The sequence below is a fragment of the Janthinobacterium sp. ROICE36 genome, from assembly GCF_002869965.1.
Classification (GTDB): domain Bacteria; phylum Pseudomonadota; class Gammaproteobacteria; order Burkholderiales; family Burkholderiaceae_D; genus Janthinobacterium.
This window is the reverse complement of the sequence record NZ_PEBS01000020.1, coordinates 1-18,220: the sequence shown is the minus strand read 5'-3', so window position 1 is coordinate 18,220 and position 18,220 is coordinate 1. Positions and strand designations below refer to the sequence as shown.

Here is an 18,220-nt window from a genome sequence, read left to right as displayed (position 1 = left end):
CGCACTCAGTTACAGCGCGTTACAGCGGCACCGGCTCCGTATTTTCCGGAGACGTCGCCATGATGGCGTCGATGGCCACGCCATCCTTGTCATCGCTGGTGGTCAGAATGACGTTGCTGACGGCCACAAAGAAGGCGTCGAGCAAGACCACGGGGGGCGGGTTGACGCCGCCATTGCCGTTATCGCCGCCGTGGCTGCTGCCGCCACCGCAGCCGGCCAGCAGGGCGGTGAGCGCCAGGGCGCTGCATGCATAAAGCTTTTTCATCGCGTTCTCCTGGTTACAGTTGCGGCGAACCGGCCACGGGATTTTTCAGGTAAGGAAAACCTGCCGTGAAGAAGGTTTCGTCGAGGAAAGCACCGTCCGTGAAATGCAGGGCGCCGGCGGGCGCGTCGGCCGGGGCGCAGCCGATGTTCAAGGTGCACAGCTTGCCCATGGCCACGCGCAGCACCACGTCGACCACGTCGTCGCCGGGGCGGCGGCCGTTCGGGAAGCCCGCGCTGTCGCCATCGATGACGCCCAGACGCTTTTGCGCGCCCACGGCGGTGGGGGCAATCGAGGTATTCAGGCGCAGCATTTCAGAGGCAACGACCGTCGCTGGCTGGTTCACGCCCTTGATGCCCGTCAAAAAGGTTGCTATCAGGTCATTGCGGGGGAAGTTCGTGGGTGCTTTGGCGCCTGCCGAGCCGAACAGTACTTCCACCAGGGCCGGCGCCGTCGGGTTGGTGACGTAGTCGGCAAATTGCGCGTCGCCCGACGGCTTGCTGGCGTTGAAGCGGTCCTTGTCCTTCAGGCCGATGACCAGTTCATTCACCAGCGGCATGCCCAGGCGCGACACTTGCACCCACGCGCCGCCTTCCTTCGAGGCCGTGGTGGCCGTGCCCGGTGCCGGGTTCAGCAAGCGCCCCTGGCGCAGGCTGGCCGTGGTCCAGCCGCCGATCACGGGGTCGCTGCCCGCCGTCAGACAGGCGGTCGGCACTTCCATCTCGATGGCTGTCACGTTTTTCCGGGCCAGGTCATCCTTGGCGGCCGATTCAGCATTTGCAGCAAACTCCGTGGCGGGCGCCTTGATGTTGATCAAGTCAAACGTTTCGCCCAGATTTACCACGAACGGGTCCTTGCGCTGGCCGACGAACAGGCGCGCCGGCGTGGTGCAGCCGGGGATGTTGACAGCGTACACATGCTGCGCAGCATACGCGGCGTAGTTGGGAATGGCCTTGTTGCCGATATTGTCGACGGGCTTGTCGAAAATCGTGCCGCCGCCCGTGGCGTTGGTGACGGCGCTCCTCGTGCCCGTGCGGCGGTCGCCCCGCACCACCGTCACGCTGTAGGTTTCGCGCACATTCAGGCCGGCCGGGTTGACGGTGTCGATGGCGCCGCCGTTGATGACCAGCGGAATCGAGACTTTCTTGCCGCCCACGGTGAACTGGCCATCCTTGATGGTGTTGCTAAAGCGGAACTGGAAGGTCAGGTCTTCCTTGCCGTCGCCATTGTTGTCGATATGGATTTCATACAGGGCGGCTGGATCCATGGCGAAATAGTTGGGCCCGCCGTAGGCGTCTTGCAGGGGAATATAGTCGGCCACCAGGGTGGTGTAGGCGCTGCGGCCCGTTTCATAGCTGCGGAACATATAGAAGTCGGTGGCGTCGACTTTGGGGTTTTGCGTGATGAACGGCGCTTCGCGGTGGCTGGAGGCAAAAGCGGGCGGGGCTATGGCCGCCGCCAGAAAGTTGCCCAGGATGGCCGCGCCCAGCGCGGTTTTCGATATTGACAAAGACATTTCGATTCTCCCGATTTTTATTAGCGTTGACAGACAAGTCCAAGAAACTGCAAGCTGCCTGACTTATACGAACGGCTACAAAAAACGGATTCAACTCTTTGTCAAAGTGTGCAAGTCGAGCTTACCGGCCCCTTACCAGGCCAGCACTTTCGGACCGATGGCCCCGCCGATGGCGGTCGGCACCAGCATGCCCAGCACGTACCAGAAGCCGACGAAGCTGGCCGCCAGCTCCGGGCAGTGCAGGCAATACACGAGCGCGGCCATGGCGCCGGCGGCAAACCCTGCTGCCGCGCCGGCCAGGCGCAGCCGCGTGGGCGCCAACTGGCGCATCAGCCGCAGCACGGCGGCCAGGATGGGCAGCGAGAGCATGGCGATCAGCAAGGGGCAGCTGCGCCAGGTGGCGCCCCAGAACAGTTCGGCGCGTTGTTCGGGCGGGGCTTCCTGCACGATGATGGCGCCCAGCGCCCACATCAGCAGCAATGGCATGGCGATCAGCAGGGGCAGGGCGCGCGTCTGCGCTCCAGGCAGGCACAGGCGGCGGCTGACGTGCCAGGCCGCCAGGCAGACGCACACGACAAAGCCCACCTTGATCCAGAAGTCGGGCAGCATGACCAGCTGTTCCAGGTTGGGGCGTACGCCCAGCAGCATGGCCATCAAGGCCACGCTGGCCAGCAGGCCGGTGCCCAAAGTGGACGCGGCGCGCCAGTGCGCGCCCGGGGGCGCTGCGGCGGCCACGTCGGGGCCGCTGGCCAGCATGTCGATCAAGTCATCAGTTTTCATGGTGCGCTTCCTTCACTCCTTAAATTGGCCGCCAGTGCCTTCAAGCCGCGATGCACGGCTACCTTGACGCTGGCTTCCGAAATGTCCATGGCGGCTGCCGTATCGCGCACGGACCAGCCGTCGATCTTGGTATGCACGATGGCGCAGCGCTGCTGTGCCGGCAAGGTGGCCAGCAGCTTGCCCAGATCGCGGCTGGCCTCGGCCGCCTCGGTATCGGCGCTGGAAAACAGTTCCTGCGCGCTATCTTCTTCGTCATATGGCAAGTGCTGTGCTTCGCGCCGCCCATGCCGGCGCAGCCAGTCGATCAATTTGTAGCGCGCGATTGCATGGATCCACGACGTCAGCGGCACCCCCGTGTCATACGTCAAGCGCTGGTTGTGGATGGCCAGCAGACATTCCTGCACCAGGTCTTCCACCTCGTCCGGCCAGCGCTGCAGGCGGCGCCGGAAAAACGCGCGCAAATGGGTGCTGCTTGCCTGCAAGAAACTACGGTAAGCCTGTGCATCGCCATCGAGCCCGCGCAGCAGCAAGCCATGCAGCCGCAATTCCGTGCCATGCAGTTGCTCGCTTACTGGTATTCGTTGCATGCAGGCCTTTGGTGACAGGCGTTGAAAAAAATAAATACAAAAATAATTGCTGGCGGCTGTAACCAATCCGCATCGTGTGGCGAATTGACAGGCAAGCACGCTTCTTCATTCACTATAACGGGTAGTCATCATGCATATCAAGCACCGCCTTGCCGCCAGCCTCGTCCCGCTCTGTCTGTGGGCCGCGACGGCGCCAGCATACGCGCAGATGGCGGCGGGCCAGCGCTGCGCCGTGCAAAGCGGGCCGCAGACGGCGGCGCTGGTAGAACTGTACAGCAGCGAAGGCTGCTCCAGCTGTCCGCCCGCCGACCAGCGCCTGAACGCCTTGCGCAAGGAAGCGGAGGCGGCCAGCCTGGTCGTGCCGCTGGCCCTGCACGTTATGTACTGGGACCAGATCGGCTGGACGGACCCGCTGGCGCAGGTGCAATTCGATGCGCGCCAGGCCGAACTGCTGCGCCACCAGCCGCGCCATGTGGCTTACACGCCCCAATTTTTCGTGGGCGGCACGGAATTGCGCAGCTGGGATACGCAACTGCCGGCCGCCATCCGCCGCATCAACGCGACCGTCGCGCCGGTCAACATCAGCCTGTCCGCCACGCCGGGGCCGGGTGGAAAATTATTGATTGAAGCCAATGCCATTGCGCCGGACGCGCAGACGGGCGGCCAGTTATATGTGGCCATCAGCGAAAGCGGCATCGTTTCGACCGTGCTGCGGGGCGAAAATCGGGGCGCCACCCTGCATCACGATGCGGCCGTGCGCCTGTGGCTGGGGCCGGTTGTGCTGGCGCAAGGCCGCGCCCGGCTGCGCCGCGAAGTCAATCTGCCCGCCAGCTGGCGCCCCGAGTACCTGCAAGTGGTGGCTTTCGTGCAGCGGGCCGACAGCAGCGCCATCTTGCAAGCCGTCAGCACGGCGCCATGCGCCAAGGGAGTGTTGTGATGCAGACACATATTGATTCCAACGCCGTGATCCACCCCGCCTGGCTGCGCCTGACGCACTGGCTCAATGCCGTGGCCGTGGTGGTGCTGGCTACCAGCGGCTGGCGCATCTACAACGCGGCGCCGTTCTTCCCCTTCGAACTGCCGCGCGCCCTGACCCTGGGCGGCTGGTTGGGCGGCGCCCTGCAATGGCATTTCGCCGCCATGTGGTTGCTGGTGGTCAATGGCTTGCTGTATCTGACGATTAACGTTATGTCGGGACGGCTGCGGCGCCAGTTCTTGCCTCTGTCGCCACGCCTGCTGCTGGCCGATTTCATGGCCGCGCTGAAGGGCAAGCTGGCCCATGCAGACCCGCGCCGCTACAACATGGTGCAGCGCGCCGCCTATCTGTTCGTGATGGTAGCTTGCATCGTGCTGGTGCTGTCCGGCCTCGTGCTGTGAAAATCCGTGCAGTTCCCCCTCTTGCGCGAGTTGCTGGGCGGCTACGAGAGTGCGCGCCGCGTGCATTTCATCGCCATGGCGCTGCTGGTGGGCTTTGTCGGCGTACACCTGCTGATGGTGGCGCTGGTGCCGCGCACCCTGGTCGCCATGCTGCGCGGCCGCTAAAGGACATGATCATGAAAAAAACCATCATTGTGCAAGAGCAGGGCCAGGCCATGCTGGTCGACGCCTTGCGCCAGATCAAACAGCCATCGCGGCGCCAGTTCTTGCAGCGCAGCCTGACCCTGGGCGGCCTGTCCTTGCTGACGGGCTGCAACGTCAGCGACCCGTCCGGCATCGAGACGGCGCTGACGGCGGTGTCGCGCTTCAACGACACGGTGCAGGGCTGGCTGTTCGATCCCGGCAAACTGGCGCCCACGTATCCGGACTCCATGATTACCCGGCCGTTTCCCTTCAACGCGTATTACGGCGAAGACGAGGTGGAAGAGGTCGACGGCGACGCCTGGCGCCTGGAGCCTGGAGCTGAGCGGCCTGATTGCCGACAAGAAACCGTGGAGCCTGCCGCAGCTGCGCGCCCTGCCACAGGAAACCCAAATCACGCGCCACATCTGCGTGGAAGGCTGGAGCGCCATCGGTCGGTGGGGCGGCGTGCCGTTTTCCCACTTCCTGAAGCGGGTCGGCGCCGACACGACGGCCAAGTACATCGGCTTCCAGTGCGCCGACGATTACTTCACCAGCATCGACATGGCCACGGCCCTGCATCCGCAAACCATCCTGGCCTTGACGTATGACGGCCAGGAATTGCCGCCGAAATACGGCTACCCGATGAAATTGCGCATGCCGACCAAGCTGGGCTACAAGAACCCGAAGCACATCCAGGCCATGTTTGTCACGAATACCTACCCGGGAGGGTATTGGGAAAATCAGGGCTACAACTGGTTTGGCGGCTCTTGAACACTTTTAGCAGCACCCTGTAGCAAACCCAAGTAGCAGTATTTTGCAGTGCCGGGCACTTGCCCATATAACCCAGAGACAAGGATTGATCATGAAAACCACCATCACCGCCATCATCGCTTCCGCCATCCTCATGTCGGGCGCCGCGTTCGCCCAAGATGCCATGAAGAAAGACCCGATGGCCGAGGACGCCTCGGCCGACGCCATGCACAAGGATGCGATGGACAAGGACGGCATGAAGAAGCCGATGGCCAAGAAACACATGAAGAAGGATCACATGGCCAAGGATCACATGGCCAAGGATGGCATGGCAAAAGATGCCATGGCGAAAGACGGCATGAAGAAGGATGAGATGAAAAAAGATGATATGAAGAAAGATGCGATGGGCAAGTAAGGCAGGACTAGCTCGGGGCGTGGTGACTGCCGGTCACCACGCTGCCGGATTGATCACGCCTATGGCCATCAATGCCGGCTTGCAAAATAGATATCCCTGCATCAGCTTGATGCCCATTGCCTTCAAGCAATCGCGCTCGGCGGCCGTTTCGATACCCTCCGCCAGGACTGTCATGTTGAGTTCCTTGCAAATGGCGATGATGCCCCTGACGATCGCCTGCTTGGGTGCGCTTGCCTCGATGCCGCGCACCAGTTCCATGTCGATCTTGATGATGTGCGGCTGATATTCCGCCAGCAGGCTCAGTCCCGCGTAGCCGGCGCCGAAATCGTCGATGGCCGTCTGAAAGCCGAAGCGCCGATACTCATGAAAGATGTTGACGAGGTGGGGCCGGTCGCGCACTTCTTCGCCTTCGGTCACCTCGAAGATGATGCGGCGGATGGGGAAATTGTATTCGCGCGCCGCAGCTAAGGTAGCCTGGATGCATGCTTCGGGGCGGTACACGGCATTCGGCAGAAAATTGATGGACAAATATTCCTCGATGCCCAGCCGCGCCGCGCCCTCGATGGCGCGCACGCGGCAGGCCTGGTCGAAGACATAGCGGTTTTCGTCATTGACCTGGGACAGGATGGAGTATGCCGATTCACCGTTGGGGCCGCGCACCAGTGCTTCATGGCCAAAGATCGAGCGCGTGGACAGGTCGACGATCGGTTGATAGGCAAAGGTGAAGTCGAAGCCCAGTGGCTCGGCTTGCTGGCACTTGCTGCAGCCTGCCTTTTTCCCGGCTTGGCCTGAGGTATCGTTGGATGACGTCATGGTCGCGCTGGCCTCTGAAGAGAAATTGACGAGTTGTACATCGCTGTTATACCACGGCCTGCCGCTGGTGGAGCGCTATTTCTGGCGCAAAAAGATAGACGGAGGGCTATGTCCTGCTTAGAAAGGATTAGGCGAGACGACCGAGATGCCTATGCAATGTGTAGTAAGCTGGTCGCCTCCTGATTTCCTGCATGCACAGTCATGACCGAACCGTCCGCCGCCGCGCTGTCCCCCGAAGTTCCTCCCTCCGACAAATCGATCCGCCGCCGCTCGCTGTTCGCCGCCTGCGGCGCGCATGCCGTGCATGACGGCTTGACGGACGTGATCTATGTGCTGCTGCCCATCTGGCAGGCGCAGTTTGCCATCAGCTACGCCATGGTGGGCCTGTTACGCGGTTCGTACTCGGGCATGATGGCCGGTTTTCAGCTGCTGGCCAGCCGCCTGGCCAGGCGCTGGGGACGCGAACGCATGCTGGTGGGCGGCACGGCGCTGGCCGGGGTCGCTTACCTGATCGCGGGGCAGGCGGGGGGCCTGGCCGTGCTGCTGTTCGCCTTGCTGCTGGGCGGTCTGGGCGCCAGCACGCAGCATCCGCTGGCATCGTCCATCATCACCGACACGCACGAGGCGGGCGGCGGCGTGAGGGAGGCGTTGTCGCACTACAACTTTGCCGGCGATATCGGCAAGACCCTGATTCCGGCTCTGGTGGGCTTGTTGTTGCTGGTGTGCAGCTGGCAAGCCAGCGTCTCGTTGCTGGGCCTGCTTGGCCTGGCGGCGGCCGGCTTGCTGTGGTGGCTGCTGCCCAAGCCCGGCGATATCCGGGCCAGCCAGAAGACAGCGCTCAAACCCATCGCGGGCAGCGGTTCGGCCGCCAGCTTTCGTGCCTTGCTGGCCACGGGTACGCTGGACAGCGCCGTGCGCATGGGTTTTCTGACCTTCTTGCCATTCTTGCTGAAAAGCAAGGGTGCGGGCACGGCCGGCATCGGCGTGGCGCTATCGCTGCTGTTCGTGGGCGGCGCCTTCGGCAAGCTGCTGTGCGGCTATCTGGGCGCGCGCATCGGCATGATGAAAACCGTGTGGCTGACGGAATCGATGACCTCGTTGCTGATCGTGCTGGCCCTGTGGCTGCCCCTGGCCGGCGTCATGGCCATGCTGCCCTTGCTGGGGCTGGCGCTGAACGGCACTTCGTCCGTGCTGTACGGTGCGGTGCCGGAACTGGCCGAGCCTGGCAAACGCGAACACGCGTTCGCCCTGTTCTACACGGGCAGCATCGGCGGCGGGGCGCTGTCGCCCGTGCTGTCCGGCGCGCTGGGCGACCATACGAGCGTGCCCACAGCCTTGCTGGCGCTGGCGGCCGTATTGCTGTTGACCTTGCCGTTGGCGTGGAAGGTGCAGAAGGGCCTGGCGCACGGTGGCGATGCGGCGTGACTTGCCCACCAGCATCCTCATCGTCTACACTCGCCGCATGAAAAATTTTGCAAAGCGGCGCGACCGCTATGACCTGTTCCGCGCATTTGACAATCCCCTCGTCAACATCAACTTCCAGCTCGACGTGCCGGACTTCCGGCCCTGGTGCAAGGAAGGGAACATCCCCGTGTTCCATTTTTTCCTGTTTTGCCTGCTCAATACGGTCAAGGGCATCGACAATTTCATGTACCGCATTTGCCAGGGAGAGGTGATCAGGATTGACGATTTCCCCGCATCCTACACCGTCATCAATGGCGACGAGAACCTCAACTACACGCGCTTCACGATGACGGACCAGCTTGATCTCTTCATTGAACGCAGCCTGGAAGCGAAACGCCTCGCCGAAGCCAGTTCCGCGCTGATCAACTCGGGCGAGGGCGAGAGCGAGCGCGAGCAGCGCAACAATATCTTCATCACCTGTTTGCCATGGCTGGACATGGCGGCCATCGAACACCCGATCCACCGCCACCGCGACGCCGACATCCCGACCTTTACCTGGGGCAAGTTCGGCCCCGCGCAGGACGATGGCCGCATGCGGATACCGTTTTCCGCGCAGGCCCACCATGGCTTTGTCGATGGCTACCATGTGCAGAAACTGGCGCAGGCATTGTCGCAGCGCATTGCCGCCTTCATTGCCTAGTTCGACAGATAGTCGCTGGGCGTCTGGCCCAGCACGCGGCGGAAGGCGGCCGTGAAGGCGCTGAGGCTGGCATAACCGAGGTCCAGCGCGATCCGGGTGACGGTCTGCCCCTCGGCCAGTCGCGTGATGGCCGCCAGCAAACACGCTTGCTGGCGCCATTGGGCAAAGCCCAGCCCCGTTTGGGCGCGGAACTGGCGCGTAAAGGTGCGCCGGCTCATGCCCGCCTGCGCCGCCATCGCATCCAGGCTGCTGTCCAGGCTCGGCTGTTGCAGCAATGCCATGCACAGGCGCGCCAGCCTGGCGTCCTGGGGCAGGGGCGCGCTCAGGGGCAGGGGCGCCATGGCGGCGATTTCATCGAGCAGCAAGGCCATCAATCGCCCGGCGCGCGACGCTTCCGCATACAGGGCTTCCACGCTCACGGCCTCGGCCAGCAACTGGCGCAACAGCGGCGAAGCGTCCAGCACCTGGCAATCGGGTGGCAAGCCCATCCTGATGATGGCGTCTGGGGCAATAAACACGTTGTGCATGCTCACGGCGCCATGCATGCGCATGCCGTGGGATAGCCGGGCCGGGACCCAGCAAGCCCGTAGCGGCGGCACCAGCCAGTTGCCGCGCGGCGTGTGCACGCTGATGACGCCGCGCGCTGCATAGGCGAATTGCCCGCGCGCATGTTGATGCTCGGGAAACATCTCTCCCGCAGCGTAATCGCGCGCCGTGGCGATCAAGGGGCGCGGCACTTCCGTATAAAAATCATCCATGGCCCATACTCTACAGTATTTGACCTGCTATCGAAGGCGGGCCGCTTGCTGGGCGCCTACCATGCACTCTTTTTCAGGAGTGTGTATGCACAATAGCTATCATCGCGTGGGCCATGGCCCCCACGCCGTCATCGTCTTGCACGGCTGGTTTGGCGACGCGCACGCGTTCGGGCCGATGGAAGTGGCCCTCGATGGCGCCGCTTTCAGCTATGTTTTCATGGACAATCGCGGCTATCGCGGCTATCGCGGCTATGGCGGCATGCGCGGCGCGCAAGGCGACTACTCGATGGACGAAGTGGCCCGCGACGCGCTGGCGCTGGCCGATGCGCTGGGCTTTGCCACCTTCAGCGTGGTGGGCCATTCCATGGGCGCCATGGCGCTGGAACGGCTGGCCTTGCTGGCCCCCTTGCGCTTGCGCAAACTGGTGGCCGTGGCGCCCGTGCCCTGCTGCGGCCTGACCATGGATGCGGCGGCGCGCGCGCTGTTTCTCGACGCCAGCGGCAACAAGCAAGCGCGGCGCGCCATCATCGCCCGCAGCACGGGCGGGCGCTTGCCAGCCACTTGGCTGGAATGGAAGGCGCAATACTCGTGGGAAAGTGCGGATCCGGCCGCGTTCGCACGCTACTTCCTCGCGTGGAGCGACACGGATTTCAGCGGCGAGGTAATGCGGGCGGCGCCGAAACTGCCCTTGCTGGCGCTGGTGGGCGAGCACGACCCCCGTTTCGATGCGGCCCTGATGCGCCGCACGTATCTGGCGTGGTACCCGCAAGCCCGGCTGGAGGTGCTGGGTAATGCGGGACATTATCCGATGAATGAAACGCCGCTGGCCCTGGCGGCCAGCATCGAGGCGTTTTTGACGGAAAAGGACTAGTTACGTCGCCTTGGCGCGCAAGCGCAGCAGGCTCAGGCCCAGCAGCACGAAGGCGCCGCCCGAAATGCGGTTGAACAGCTTGGCGCGCCCTGGCGTGGCCAGCTGGGTTTTCAGCAGGCGCGCCAGGTTGGCGTAGAACAAGTGGGCCAGCATGGCGCAGGCGACAAACGAGGTCGTCAGCACGGTGAACTGGATGGCGACAGGTTCGCCCGGCGTGATGAATTGCGGGAACAGGGCCGAAAAGAACAGGATGGCCTTGGGATTGGTCAGCGCCACCGTCAAGCCCTGGCGGAAGAGTTTCCAGAACGAATTCGGATTCGCTGCGCCAAGCGCCACGGGCGCATCGGCCACGATGCTGGTCTTGCTGCGCCATTGCTTGATGCCCAGGTACACCAGATACAGGGCGCCAGCCAGTTTCAGCAGCATGAAGGCCGTGGCCGAGGTGGCCAGCACGACGCCCATGCCAGCCATGGCCACGCCGGAAATGATGAACAAGCCAAAGCCATTGCCCATGCTGCTGATCATCGCGCGGCGCGGGCCGACGGCGATGGCATTCGAGATGGCCAGCAAGACGGCCGGGCCGGGAGAAAACGTGACGAGCAGGGCGACGCTGCAGAAAAGCAGCCAGTTCGAGAGATGCATGGGTGTTCCTGGATGGGGCCGAAGCCGGATTGAGAGTCAAAACACGCTTATTGTACGAAGTTTTTGGCTCCCGCGTCAGCGGCCCCCGCCTGCATCAGGTTCAGCGTCATTCAGGCAAACAGCTTGGCGACCACGTGGTTGATGGCGGCGCCACCGGCGATCAGCCAGCAGAACAGCAGGCCGGCCAGCAGCAAGGGCTTGATGCCGGCGCGGCGGATGGCCGACATATGCGTCGTCAAGCCCAGGGCCGCCATGGCCATGGCCAGCAAGACCGTGTCGAGCTCGGTAATGGTGGCGACGGTGCCCGCTGGCAGCAAGCCCAGCGAATTGAAGGCCACCACGGCAATAAAAATGAAGGCGAACCAGGGAATGGCCAGCTTGGTGGCCTTGTCGTGACTGCCAACTTTGGCCTTGCCGCGCGCCAGCACCGCCGAGAGGATGACAAGGAAGGGGGCCAGCATCATCACGCGCACCATCTTGGCGATCACGGCCGCATTCGCCGCTTCTTGCCCGATCGACTTGCCGGCTGCCACCACCTGCGCCACTTCATGCACGGTCGAGCCGATGTACACGCCGAAGGCCGCGGGCGTGGCGCCCAGCACCTGCCAGCCCAGGTTCAGCTGGTACAGCACTGGGTACAAAAAAATGGCGATGGTGCCGAACACCACGACGGTGGAGACTGCCACGGTGACATCCTCGCTGCGGCCTTTCACGACCGGTTCCGTCGCCATCACGGCCGCCGCGCCGCAGATGGAACTGCCCGCGCCGATCAAGATGGCGCTGTTGCGTTCAAGCTTGAATACCTTGGTGCCGAGGAACATGGCGAGGCCAAACGTGGACGCCAGCACCAGCGCATCGATGACGATGCCGGCCAGGCCCACTTGGCCGATATCCTGGAAAGTCAGACGGAAGCCGTACAGGATGATGCCGAGTCGCAGTAATGTCTGCTTGGAAAACGTTACGCCCGCGCCGCAGGCGGGCGCCAGGCGGCCATATACGCTGTTGCCCAGCGCAATGCCCAGCATGATGGCCAGCGTCAGCGCGCTCATGCCGTGGCTTTGCATCCATTCCAGCTTGCCCAGTTGAATTGCGCCCCAGGCGATTGCGCCGCTCAGCAGCAGGCCCGGCAGAAGGCGGCCATAGCGGTCGCTGAAACTTGTTGTGTTGCTTGTTGAGAGAGAAGACATGCCGTACTCCATGGTTCCTGGTTCGTATGGCATGACTGTACAGTTCGCCGATTAAATGGTAAAACGGATTGTTTTTGTATCTTTAACCTATTAGATGGGTAGATTAGATGGCTTTGACCTTACGGCAACTGCAGATTTTTCTCGCCGTGGCGGACACGGGCAGTACCAGTGCGGCGGCCGAGCACATTGCGCTGTCGCAATCGGCCACCAGCGCGGCACTGAACGAGCTGGAAACCTTGCTCGGTGCGCAGCTGTTCGACCGCGTGGGCAAGCGATTACTGCTCAACGACAATGGCCGTTTGCTGTTGCCGCAGGCGCGGCAGATGCGCGACGGGGCCGCCAGCATCGAGCGCCAGTTCGCGGGCGCCGACCCGTCCGTGCCCGTCAGCCTGCAAATCGGCGCCAGCACCACCATCGGCATTTATCTGCTGCCGCAGATCCTGGCCCAGGCGGCGCAGCAGTACGGGCGCAGCATTCCCCAGGTGACGATTGCCAACACGGCCGACATCGCCGCCGCCGTGGCGGAGTTCCGTGTCGATATCGGCCTGATCGAAGGGCCGTGCCACGAAGCGGGCTTGCTGGTGGAGCCGTGGCTGACGGACCAGATGCTGATCGTGGCCGCGCCCACGCATCCGCTGGCGCAGTTGCGCCATTTACTCAGTTTTGCGGAGTTGAACCAGGCGGGCTGGCTGCTGCGCGAAGCGGGCTCGGGCACGCGCGAAGCCGTGGAGCAGGCGCTGGTGCCGTATCTGCACTATCTGCGCGCCGCAGGCGAATTCAGCAACTCGGAAGCCATCAAATATGGCGCCGCGGCCGGGCTGGGCATCGCCTGCCTGTCCCGCGTGGTAGTGGCCGATCTGCTGGCCAGCGGACAACTGGTGGAACTGGACACCATGCTGCCGCCTCTGGAGCGCAACTTTTATCTGATACGCCAGTCTAAAAAGATCCTCTCGCCCCGTTTGAGCGGTTTCCTGGAACTGTGCCGCCACGCTTCTCGCATGGCTTGACTATGTTCCATATATGGGATAACTTCCCATATATGGAAAATTTGCTAAGCACAGAGAACGATACGGAACAGCGTCTGGCCGCGCACCTGAAACAGTTGCGCGTGGAGCGGGGCTGGTCGCTGGACCAGCTGGCCAGTGCCAGCCAGGTCAGCCGCGCGACATTATCTCGCCTGGAAAATGGCGAGGTCAGCCCGACGACGGTCGTGCTGGGCAAGCTGTGCGCCGCGTACGGCCTGGCCATGTCGCGCCTGCTGCGCATGGTGGAAGACGACTTCGCGCCCCTGCTGCTGCGGGCACAGCAAAGCGTGTGGACGGACCAGGACACGGGTTTTCGGCGCCGCTGCGTCTCGCCGCCGTCACGCGCCCTGGCCGGCGAAGCGCTCGAATGCGAGCTGGGCGCGGGGGTGACGATCACCTATGCGGCCTCGCCCCGGCCCGGCATGGAACATCATCTGTTGCTGCAGCAAGGCCAGTTGAACGTGACCGTCGATGGCCGCTCGCACGATTTAATGCCTGGCGATTGCCTGCGCTACCAGTTGCAGGGCGCCAGCGCGTTTATCACGCCGCCAGACAGCGGCGCCCGCTATTATCTCTTTCTTGTCTGAGGTCAGCATGTCCGCATCGCTACGCCACTTTTCGTCCACCGATATTCTCGAACGCTTGCCGGAATTGGGCGCCTTGCTGCAAGCGTGCGTGCACGACGGCGCCAGCATCGGCTTTGTCTTGCCGTTTGACGTGGCGGCCAGCCAGGCGTTCTGGACGGACAACGTCTTGCCGGCCGTCACGCGCGCCTCTTGCCGCGCAGCCTGTTGACCCTGGACACGCGCATCTGCGACCATGCGCAAGCGCTGTATTTGTCGCTCGGCTACGTGGTGGCGGGCAGCATCCCCGCCTATGCGCTGGCGCCGGCCGGCGACCGGCTGGACGCCACCACCATCATGTACAAGCAGCTATAGCGGGGAACTCAGGCGGGGAACTCAGGCTTTCAGGCGCGCTCTAACGGCAGGGGCGCGTGAGCGTGCCAAGGCGGGGGCCGCCTTGTCATGCGTTGCGTATTGCGCCGCGACAAGGCTGATGGCCGGCGCCGCGTGCGGGGGCGCCACCTCATTGCCCAAGGTGAAGATGCCCACCGTGCCCGAGAGTTGCTGTGCGCGCTGCTGCATGCTGGCCGCCGCCGTTGACGCCTGTTCCACCAGCGCGGCGTTTTGTTGGGTCACATGCTCCATCTGCACGATGGCGGCATTGACTTGCTCGATGCCGGACAATTGTTCGCCGCTGGCCATGCTGATCTCGCCCATGATGTCCGTCACGCGGTGCACGCTGGCCACGATTTCGCGCATGGTGGCGCCCGCCGTATCGACCAGGCGCGCGTGCGTCGACCCGCTCGACGGAGTCGCCGATCAGCTGCTTGATTTCCCGCGCCGCGCCGGCCGAACGCTGGGCCAAAGTGCGCACTTCGGCGGCCACGACGGCAAAGCCGCGTCCCTGTTCGCCTGCGCGCGCCGCTTCCACTGCTGCATTCAGGGCCAGGATATTCGCCTGGAAGGCGATGACGTCGACGACGCCGATGATGTCAACGATCTTTTTCGACGAAGCGTTGATCGAGCTCATGGTGTCGACCACTTGCGCCACCACCGTGCCTCCTTTGCCGGCCACCGCTGCGGCCGATTGCGCCAGCTGCTTGGCTTGTCGTGCGTTATCGGCATTTTGCTTGACGGTGCCCATCAGCGCTTCCATCGAAGCGGCCGTGCGCTCCAGCGAACTGGCTTGCGCCTGCGTGCCGCCGCGCATGTCGGCCACGATATGGATCAAGTTGGCATTCATGTCTTTCAGCGCCTGTAGCAACTGGCCCACCTCATCGCCGGATTCGATGCGGATATTGCCGCTCAGGTCGCCGCCGGCCACGTGCTGATGCTGACGAGCACCGCCAGCAGCAACGATGCCAGCAAAAAAACCGTCGTCAGGCGTACACCGATGCGTATGTTTGAAATATTCATGTCCCTTCAGCTGTTGTTCCATGGTGGCCGCACCCCATGCGGGCGGCACGGCGCGGCGCTGTTGCCCCTGACGTTGCCGGGGTGAAATGAGTGTAGCAATGCAATACTAAGTAATCTATAAATATTTCCATATTGGAATTGGTCACTGCTTGTTTAGCAACAACGGGCAACTATTGTCGAAAGTATTGCCAGATAAAATCACCCGCCGTATTACAGAATCGTCCTACCTCGAACCCCGGCATCGTCTGACTGGCGTATGTCGGTGCCGCGCCTACACTGATCTTTGCACAGACCCGGCGGCGGGTTCTATCTTCTTACAGGAGGCTGAGATGGCGAATATCCAGGCAGGATCGGACGGTGCGGCAAACGAGGAAATGACGGCAAAGCGCCTGAACGTGGTCGACTGGATCTCCATGATCCTGCTGATCGTGGGCGGCTTGAACTGGGCGCTGGTGGGCTTGTTCGACATCGACATCGTGGCCCGCATCCTCGGTGCCATGACGACGGCGTCGCGCAGCGTGTATGTGCTGGTGGGGCTGGCGGCGGTGTATTCGATTTACCTGTGCGTGCGCAAGCTGCCGGCCAAGTCCTAGGAGAAGGTCGCTGCCCATCCCCGGCGCGAACGCGAATTCAAGCAGCTGCCACAGGATTTCAAGCAGGATTACTGCTTACTTACTGCTGACTTACTGCGTGCGCAGGTAGGCCAGCAAATCGGCCACTTGCTGCGCATTGCCGATGCCCCAGAAGCGCATGTTATTGCCGGGAATGAAATCGCTGGGGGCGTTGAGGAAGCCGGCCAGGTTTTTCTCCGTCCAGATGATATTCGCGTTTTTCATGGCCGCCGAGTACTTGTAGTCGGTGGTGGCGCCGGCCTTGCGGCCGATCACGCCCGTCAGTTTAGGGCCGAAGCCGCCGCGCGCCGATGGCCCCACTTGGTGGCAAGAGGCGCACTTGCGAAACGCCGCCTTGCCCGCTTCGGCATTGCCCGTGAGGGTGGCGGGCGCGGCGGCTGCGTGCGCGGCGACACCAGCCGCCAACAGCATGGCTGTAGCGGCGAAAGGAGAGAACAAGCGGCAAAGGACTGCGACTGTCATTGGTGAGGCAGGCATGCATGTGGGCATACCGTACGTGGCAAGCGATGGCGCATTTTACAGCCAGGCATCAAAACCTGCCTGCCAGCACGGGACCGCGATGCGAGGAAGCGGCGCGGCAGCGGTGCAGGATGCACTGCATACCGCTAGCGCTTGCCGCTTTGCGCACCCAGTGCCGCCATGGCCGACGCGAACACGATACAGGCGATGGCCAGCCACTGGGTCAGGCTCAGCAGTTCTCCCAGCACGGCCATGGCGGCCAGCGCGCTGACGGCCGGTGCCGCGCTGCTGAACATGCCGAACACGCCTTGTGGCAAGCGGCGCAGGGCGAAGATTTCCAGCGAATACGGCAGGGCGCTGGACAGCATGGCGATGGCCAGGCCCATCAAGGCAATCGATGGCGCCAGCAAGGCTGTGCCCGAATACGTGATGCCGATGGGCACCGTCACCATGGCGGCCACCGTCATGCCCCAGGCCACGGCTTGTCCGCCCTGCAAGGTCGAAGCGCGCTTGCCGAAGATGATGTACAGCGCCCAGCACAGTGCTGCTCCCAGCGCGTACGCCACGCCGACGGGGTCCAGGCTGCCCGGGCTGCCTTGCAGGGGCAGCAGCAAATACAAGCCAAACACGGCGCACGCCACCGCCAGCAAATCGCGCGGCCGGCGCGATGCCAGCATGGCCACGGCCAGCGGCCCCGTCACCTCGATGGCGACGGCAATGCCGATCGGTATCAGTGCAAACGCGCGATAAATCAGCAAGTTCATCAATCCCAGTACGGAACCGTAGACCAGCAAGTTCAGCACATCCTTGCGCGTCAGGCGGAAACGCCACGGGCGGAAGATGGCCAGCAGGATCAATGCCGAAAACCCCACTCGGTACGCCGTAATCCCCTCGACGCCGATGACAGGAAACAGATTCTTCGCAATCGCCGCCCCCAGATTGACGGAAATCTGCCCTCCCAGGACGGCCAGGGAAGGCAGCAAAATGCTGTCGGGGAGGGGGAAAGTCGAGGCGGGGGAGGTCATGGGACGGTATTTTAATATGCATGAGGCTGGCAGTCGCTGGCAGATTGGTAAACAGGGGAGATTTAACTGGACAATTTCTGACACGGTTGGCGTAGCACGGTCCGCTTTGGGGCGGAAGCGGACGTAACAGGTTTTGCCTGTTTTGCGGAGTAAGCGGCCTTTTCTTGCGTTCACCGGCACTATTAAAGGCGATGAACGTTGACGCCATTTCGGCGCGCGTTGACAATGATGGCACGGACATGGTCAAAAGGATAAAAATTGAGCATTGGAACGATCGCCGTCATTGCCGGATTTATCCTTCTGGTTTGCTGATCGATGAGGTTGCCCTGCACTCCTTGCTGCCTGTCGCTCCGCGTATTTACCTGTAACCCGGAGTAGTATTGAATGACTGTTTTCAGTATCGGCAACACCAATTTTGACGTGGATTTCGCTCAATCAAGCATTTGCCTGGAAGAAGACGGCACTGGCATGGTGGAACTAAACATCGATATCCATGGGGACGACGATGTGTTTATGCGCTTGACCGAGCCCGATGACGCGCAATGGTCGTGGGCGCTGTATCCGCCTGCGTTTTTCCTGCACGGCTTGCGCATACCGGGAGGGCAGGGAGACGCGTTTGCGATCGGGATGCTCGATACGCATCCCGAGGCGGAGGAGTCGGGTATGTATATGATGGAGTACGGTGACGTATCGGGAGGGTGTAAATAATTTTGTGTAAACGGTCATTTGGCAGGACACTGCCGCCACCAAGGAGAAACAATGACCGTTGTAAAGCGTAACAAGCGGGCCAAGCCCGACCCGGAACTGCTCAAACTGGCCGACAGCTTGCTGGCCAACTACCAGAAGCCCGAGGAT

General features: G+C 62.7%; 22 protein-coding genes and 3 pseudogenes. 14 read left to right on the top strand and 11 right to left on the bottom strand.

The features are described from left to right. Window positions 1–19 precede the first annotated feature (19 nt). From CSZ94_RS10670 to CSZ94_RS10655, 4 genes are all read right to left on the bottom strand, one after another. On the bottom strand, window positions 20–265 hold the full coding sequence (locus tag CSZ94_RS10670) for a hypothetical protein (RefSeq protein WP_102121473.1): 246 nt from the start codon (window positions 263–265) through the stop codon (window positions 20–22). Between the two features lie 13 nt (window positions 266–278). Further along, window positions 279–1,778, bottom strand: coding sequence for a DUF4331 domain-containing protein (locus tag CSZ94_RS10665; protein ID WP_102121472.1), 1,500 nt, complete (start codon window positions 1,776–1,778; stop codon window positions 279–281). 132 nt (window positions 1,779–1,910) lie between these two features. Then, window positions 1,911–2,558: an NrsF family protein gene (locus CSZ94_RS10660; protein ID WP_102121471.1), complete on the bottom strand. Its 648-nt coding sequence runs from the start codon at window positions 2,556–2,558 to the stop codon at window positions 1,911–1,913. Continuing rightward, the gene (locus tag CSZ94_RS10655; protein ID WP_102121470.1) at window positions 2,555–3,145 is read right to left on the bottom strand and encodes a sigma-70 family RNA polymerase sigma factor; all 591 of its coding nucleotides are present in this window, start codon (window positions 3,143–3,145) and stop codon (window positions 2,555–2,557) included. The genes CSZ94_RS10660 and CSZ94_RS10655 overlap by 4 nt, the downstream gene beginning before the upstream one ends. Window positions 3,146–3,275: 130 nt before the next feature. Between CSZ94_RS10655 and CSZ94_RS10650 the strand changes: the two genes are divergently transcribed. The 4 genes and pseudogenes from CSZ94_RS10650 to CSZ94_RS10635 all read left to right on the top strand — a co-directional run bounded on the left by CSZ94_RS10650 (window position 3,276) and on the right by CSZ94_RS10635 (window position 5,870). Then, window positions 3,276–4,082 (top strand): DUF1223 domain-containing protein, encoded by an 807-nt coding sequence (locus tag CSZ94_RS10650; RefSeq protein ID WP_258000909.1) that lies wholly within the window; start codon window positions 3,276–3,278, stop codon window positions 4,080–4,082. Next, window positions 4,061–4,687 (top strand): annotated as a pseudogene (locus tag CSZ94_RS10645) (cytochrome b/b6 domain-containing protein). The gene CSZ94_RS10650 and the pseudogene CSZ94_RS10645 overlap by 22 nt, the downstream one beginning before the upstream one ends. Window positions 4,688–4,737: 50 nt before the next feature. After that, window positions 4,738–5,476: pseudogene (locus tag CSZ94_RS10640) on the top strand (molybdopterin-dependent oxidoreductase). A 91-nt stretch (window positions 5,477–5,567) separates the two neighbouring features. Next, the gene (locus tag CSZ94_RS10635) at window positions 5,568–5,870 is read left to right on the top strand and encodes a pentapeptide MXKDX repeat protein (RefSeq protein WP_102121469.1); all 303 of its coding nucleotides are present in this window, start codon (window positions 5,568–5,570) and stop codon (window positions 5,868–5,870) included. A 33-nt stretch (window positions 5,871–5,903) separates the two neighbouring features. Here CSZ94_RS10635 and CSZ94_RS10630 read toward each other — a convergent pair whose 3' ends face one another. Further along, entirely contained in the window at window positions 5,904–6,683 is a 780-nt protein-coding gene (locus tag CSZ94_RS10630) for an EAL domain-containing protein (protein ID WP_102121468.1), read from the bottom strand. 201 nt (window positions 6,684–6,884) lie between these two features. Between CSZ94_RS10630 and CSZ94_RS10625 the strand changes: the two genes are divergently transcribed. Both CSZ94_RS10625 and CSZ94_RS10620 read left to right on the top strand, forming a co-directional pair. Then, a complete protein-coding gene (locus CSZ94_RS10625) occupies window positions 6,885–8,108 on the top strand; it encodes an MFS transporter (RefSeq protein ID WP_102121467.1) in 1,224 nt (407 codons plus the stop codon). Window positions 8,109–8,145: 37 nt separating this feature from the next. Then, entirely contained in the window at window positions 8,146–8,787 is a 642-nt protein-coding gene (locus tag CSZ94_RS10620; protein WP_102121527.1) for a CatA-like O-acetyltransferase, read from the top strand. Here CSZ94_RS10620 and CSZ94_RS10615 read toward each other — a convergent pair. Then, window positions 8,784–9,545: an AraC family transcriptional regulator gene (locus tag CSZ94_RS10615; RefSeq protein WP_102121466.1), complete on the bottom strand. Its 762-nt coding sequence runs from the start codon at window positions 9,543–9,545 to the stop codon at window positions 8,784–8,786. The genes CSZ94_RS10620 and CSZ94_RS10615 overlap by 4 nt on opposite strands. Window positions 9,546–9,630: 85 nt before the next feature. Here CSZ94_RS10615 and CSZ94_RS10610 point away from each other — a divergent pair, with 85 nt between their 5' ends. Continuing rightward, window positions 9,631–10,416, top strand: coding sequence for an alpha/beta fold hydrolase (locus CSZ94_RS10610; RefSeq protein WP_102121465.1), 786 nt, complete (start codon window positions 9,631–9,633; stop codon window positions 10,414–10,416). Here the strand turns inward: CSZ94_RS10610 and CSZ94_RS10605 are convergent, their stop codons facing one another. Both CSZ94_RS10605 and CSZ94_RS10600 read right to left on the bottom strand, forming a co-directional pair. Beyond that, entirely contained in the window at window positions 10,417–11,058 is a 642-nt protein-coding gene (locus CSZ94_RS10605; protein WP_099763620.1) for a LysE family translocator, read from the bottom strand. 110 nt (window positions 11,059–11,168) lie between these two features. Further along, on the bottom strand, window positions 11,169–12,245 hold the full coding sequence (locus CSZ94_RS10600) for a YeiH family protein (RefSeq protein ID WP_258000908.1): 1,077 nt from the start codon (window positions 12,243–12,245) through the stop codon (window positions 11,169–11,171). A gap of 107 nt (window positions 12,246–12,352) precedes the next feature. On the opposite strand from CSZ94_RS10600, the gene CSZ94_RS10595 reads away from it, so the two are divergent. Genes CSZ94_RS10595 through CSZ94_RS28600 form a run of 4 tightly spaced genes read left to right on the top strand, consistent with a single transcriptional unit; the run spans window position 12,353 to window position 14,208 of the window. Beyond that, window positions 12,353–13,252 (top strand): LysR family transcriptional regulator, encoded by a 900-nt coding sequence (locus tag CSZ94_RS10595; protein ID WP_102121463.1) that lies wholly within the window; start codon window positions 12,353–12,355, stop codon window positions 13,250–13,252. 32 nt (window positions 13,253–13,284) lie between these two features. Further along, on the top strand, window positions 13,285–13,857 hold the full coding sequence (locus CSZ94_RS10590; RefSeq protein ID WP_102121526.1) for a helix-turn-helix domain-containing protein: 573 nt from the start codon (window positions 13,285–13,287) through the stop codon (window positions 13,855–13,857). A 7-nt stretch (window positions 13,858–13,864) separates the two neighbouring features. Then, window positions 13,865–14,065, top strand: a complete 201-nt coding sequence (locus CSZ94_RS28605; RefSeq protein ID WP_258000907.1) for a hypothetical protein — start codon at window positions 13,865–13,867, stop codon at window positions 14,063–14,065. Beyond that, the gene (locus tag CSZ94_RS28600; RefSeq protein ID WP_258000906.1) at window positions 14,047–14,208 is read left to right on the top strand and encodes an acetyltransferase; all 162 of its coding nucleotides are present in this window, start codon (window positions 14,047–14,049) and stop codon (window positions 14,206–14,208) included. Before CSZ94_RS28605 ends, CSZ94_RS28600 begins: the two co-directional genes overlap by 19 nt. A 21-nt stretch (window positions 14,209–14,229) precedes the next feature. Here the strand turns inward: CSZ94_RS28600 and CSZ94_RS10580 are convergent. Beyond that, window positions 14,230–15,157: pseudogene (locus CSZ94_RS10580) on the bottom strand (methyl-accepting chemotaxis protein); the annotation flags it as partial. A 421-nt stretch (window positions 15,158–15,578) separates the two neighbouring features. Here CSZ94_RS10580 and CSZ94_RS10575 point away from each other — a divergent pair. Then, the gene (locus CSZ94_RS10575) at window positions 15,579–15,842 is read left to right on the top strand and encodes a DUF378 domain-containing protein (protein WP_219725992.1); all 264 of its coding nucleotides are present in this window, start codon (window positions 15,579–15,581) and stop codon (window positions 15,840–15,842) included. Between the two features lie 90 nt (window positions 15,843–15,932). On the opposite strand, the gene CSZ94_RS10570 is transcribed toward CSZ94_RS10575, so the two are convergent. Next, complete coding sequence (locus tag CSZ94_RS10570) at window positions 15,933–16,292, bottom strand: c-type cytochrome (RefSeq protein ID WP_102121462.1); 360 nt, start codon at window positions 16,290–16,292, stop codon at window positions 15,933–15,935. 194 nt (window positions 16,293–16,486) lie between these two features. Then, window positions 16,487–17,365 (bottom strand): EamA family transporter, encoded by an 879-nt coding sequence (locus CSZ94_RS10565; RefSeq protein ID WP_180977430.1) that lies wholly within the window; start codon window positions 17,363–17,365, stop codon window positions 16,487–16,489. A 191-nt stretch (window positions 17,366–17,556) separates the two neighbouring features. On the opposite strand from CSZ94_RS10565, the gene CSZ94_RS27985 reads away from it, so the two are divergent. After that, window positions 17,557–17,733 (top strand): hypothetical protein, encoded by a 177-nt coding sequence (locus tag CSZ94_RS27985; RefSeq protein WP_180977429.1) that lies wholly within the window; start codon window positions 17,557–17,559, stop codon window positions 17,731–17,733. Window positions 17,734–17,749: 16 nt separating this feature from the next. Further along, window positions 17,750–18,073 (top strand): hypothetical protein, encoded by a 324-nt coding sequence (locus CSZ94_RS10560; protein ID WP_102121461.1) that lies wholly within the window; start codon window positions 17,750–17,752, stop codon window positions 18,071–18,073. The last annotated feature ends 147 nt before the right edge of the window (window positions 18,074–18,220 follow it).

Coding starts and splice junctions, on each gene's coding strand:
- CSZ94_RS10670 (WP_102121473.1), bottom strand. CDS start 265: ATGAAAAAGCTTTATGCATGCAGCGCCCTGGCGCTCACCGCCCTGCTG.
- CSZ94_RS10665 (WP_102121472.1), bottom strand. CDS start 1,778: ATGTCTTTGTCAATATCGAAAACCGCGCTGGGCGCGGCCATCCTGGGC.
- CSZ94_RS10660 (WP_102121471.1), bottom strand. CDS start 2,558: ATGAAAACTGATGACTTGATCGACATGCTGGCCAGCGGCCCCGACGTG.
- CSZ94_RS10655 (WP_102121470.1), bottom strand. CDS start 3,145: ATGCAACGAATACCAGTAAGCGAGCAACTGCATGGCACGGAATTGCGG.
- CSZ94_RS10650 (WP_258000909.1), top strand. CDS start 3,276: ATGCATATCAAGCACCGCCTTGCCGCCAGCCTCGTCCCGCTCTGTCTG.
- CSZ94_RS10635 (WP_102121469.1), top strand. CDS start 5,568: ATGAAAACCACCATCACCGCCATCATCGCTTCCGCCATCCTCATGTCG.
- CSZ94_RS10630 (WP_102121468.1), bottom strand. CDS start 6,683: ATGACGTCATCCAACGATACCTCAGGCCAAGCCGGGAAAAAGGCAGGC.
- CSZ94_RS10625 (WP_102121467.1), top strand. CDS start 6,885: ATGACCGAACCGTCCGCCGCCGCGCTGTCCCCCGAAGTTCCTCCCTCC.
- CSZ94_RS10620 (WP_102121527.1), top strand. CDS start 8,146: ATGAAAAATTTTGCAAAGCGGCGCGACCGCTATGACCTGTTCCGCGCA.
- CSZ94_RS10615 (WP_102121466.1), bottom strand. CDS start 9,545: ATGGATGATTTTTATACGGAAGTGCCGCGCCCCTTGATCGCCACGGCG.
- CSZ94_RS10610 (WP_102121465.1), top strand. CDS start 9,631: ATGCACAATAGCTATCATCGCGTGGGCCATGGCCCCCACGCCGTCATC.
- CSZ94_RS10605 (WP_099763620.1), bottom strand. CDS start 11,058: ATGCATCTCTCGAACTGGCTGCTTTTCTGCAGCGTCGCCCTGCTCGTC.
- CSZ94_RS10600 (WP_258000908.1), bottom strand. CDS start 12,245: ATGTCTTCTCTCTCAACAAGCAACACAACAAGTTTCAGCGACCGCTAT.
- CSZ94_RS10595 (WP_102121463.1), top strand. CDS start 12,353: ATGGCTTTGACCTTACGGCAACTGCAGATTTTTCTCGCCGTGGCGGAC.
- CSZ94_RS10590 (WP_102121526.1), top strand. CDS start 13,285: ATGGAAAATTTGCTAAGCACAGAGAACGATACGGAACAGCGTCTGGCC.
- CSZ94_RS28605 (WP_258000907.1), top strand. CDS start 13,865: ATGTCCGCATCGCTACGCCACTTTTCGTCCACCGATATTCTCGAACGC.
- CSZ94_RS10575 (WP_219725992.1), top strand. CDS start 15,579: ATGGCGAATATCCAGGCAGGATCGGACGGTGCGGCAAACGAGGAAATG.
- CSZ94_RS10570 (WP_102121462.1), bottom strand. CDS start 16,292: ATGCTGTTGGCGGCTGGTGTCGCCGCGCACGCAGCCGCCGCGCCCGCC.
- CSZ94_RS10565 (WP_180977430.1), bottom strand. CDS start 17,365: ATGACCTCCCCCGCCTCGACTTTCCCCCTCCCCGACAGCATTTTGCTG.
- CSZ94_RS27985 (WP_180977429.1), top strand. CDS start 17,557: ATGAACGTTGACGCCATTTCGGCGCGCGTTGACAATGATGGCACGGAC.
- CSZ94_RS10560 (WP_102121461.1), top strand. CDS start 17,750: ATGACTGTTTTCAGTATCGGCAACACCAATTTTGACGTGGATTTCGCT.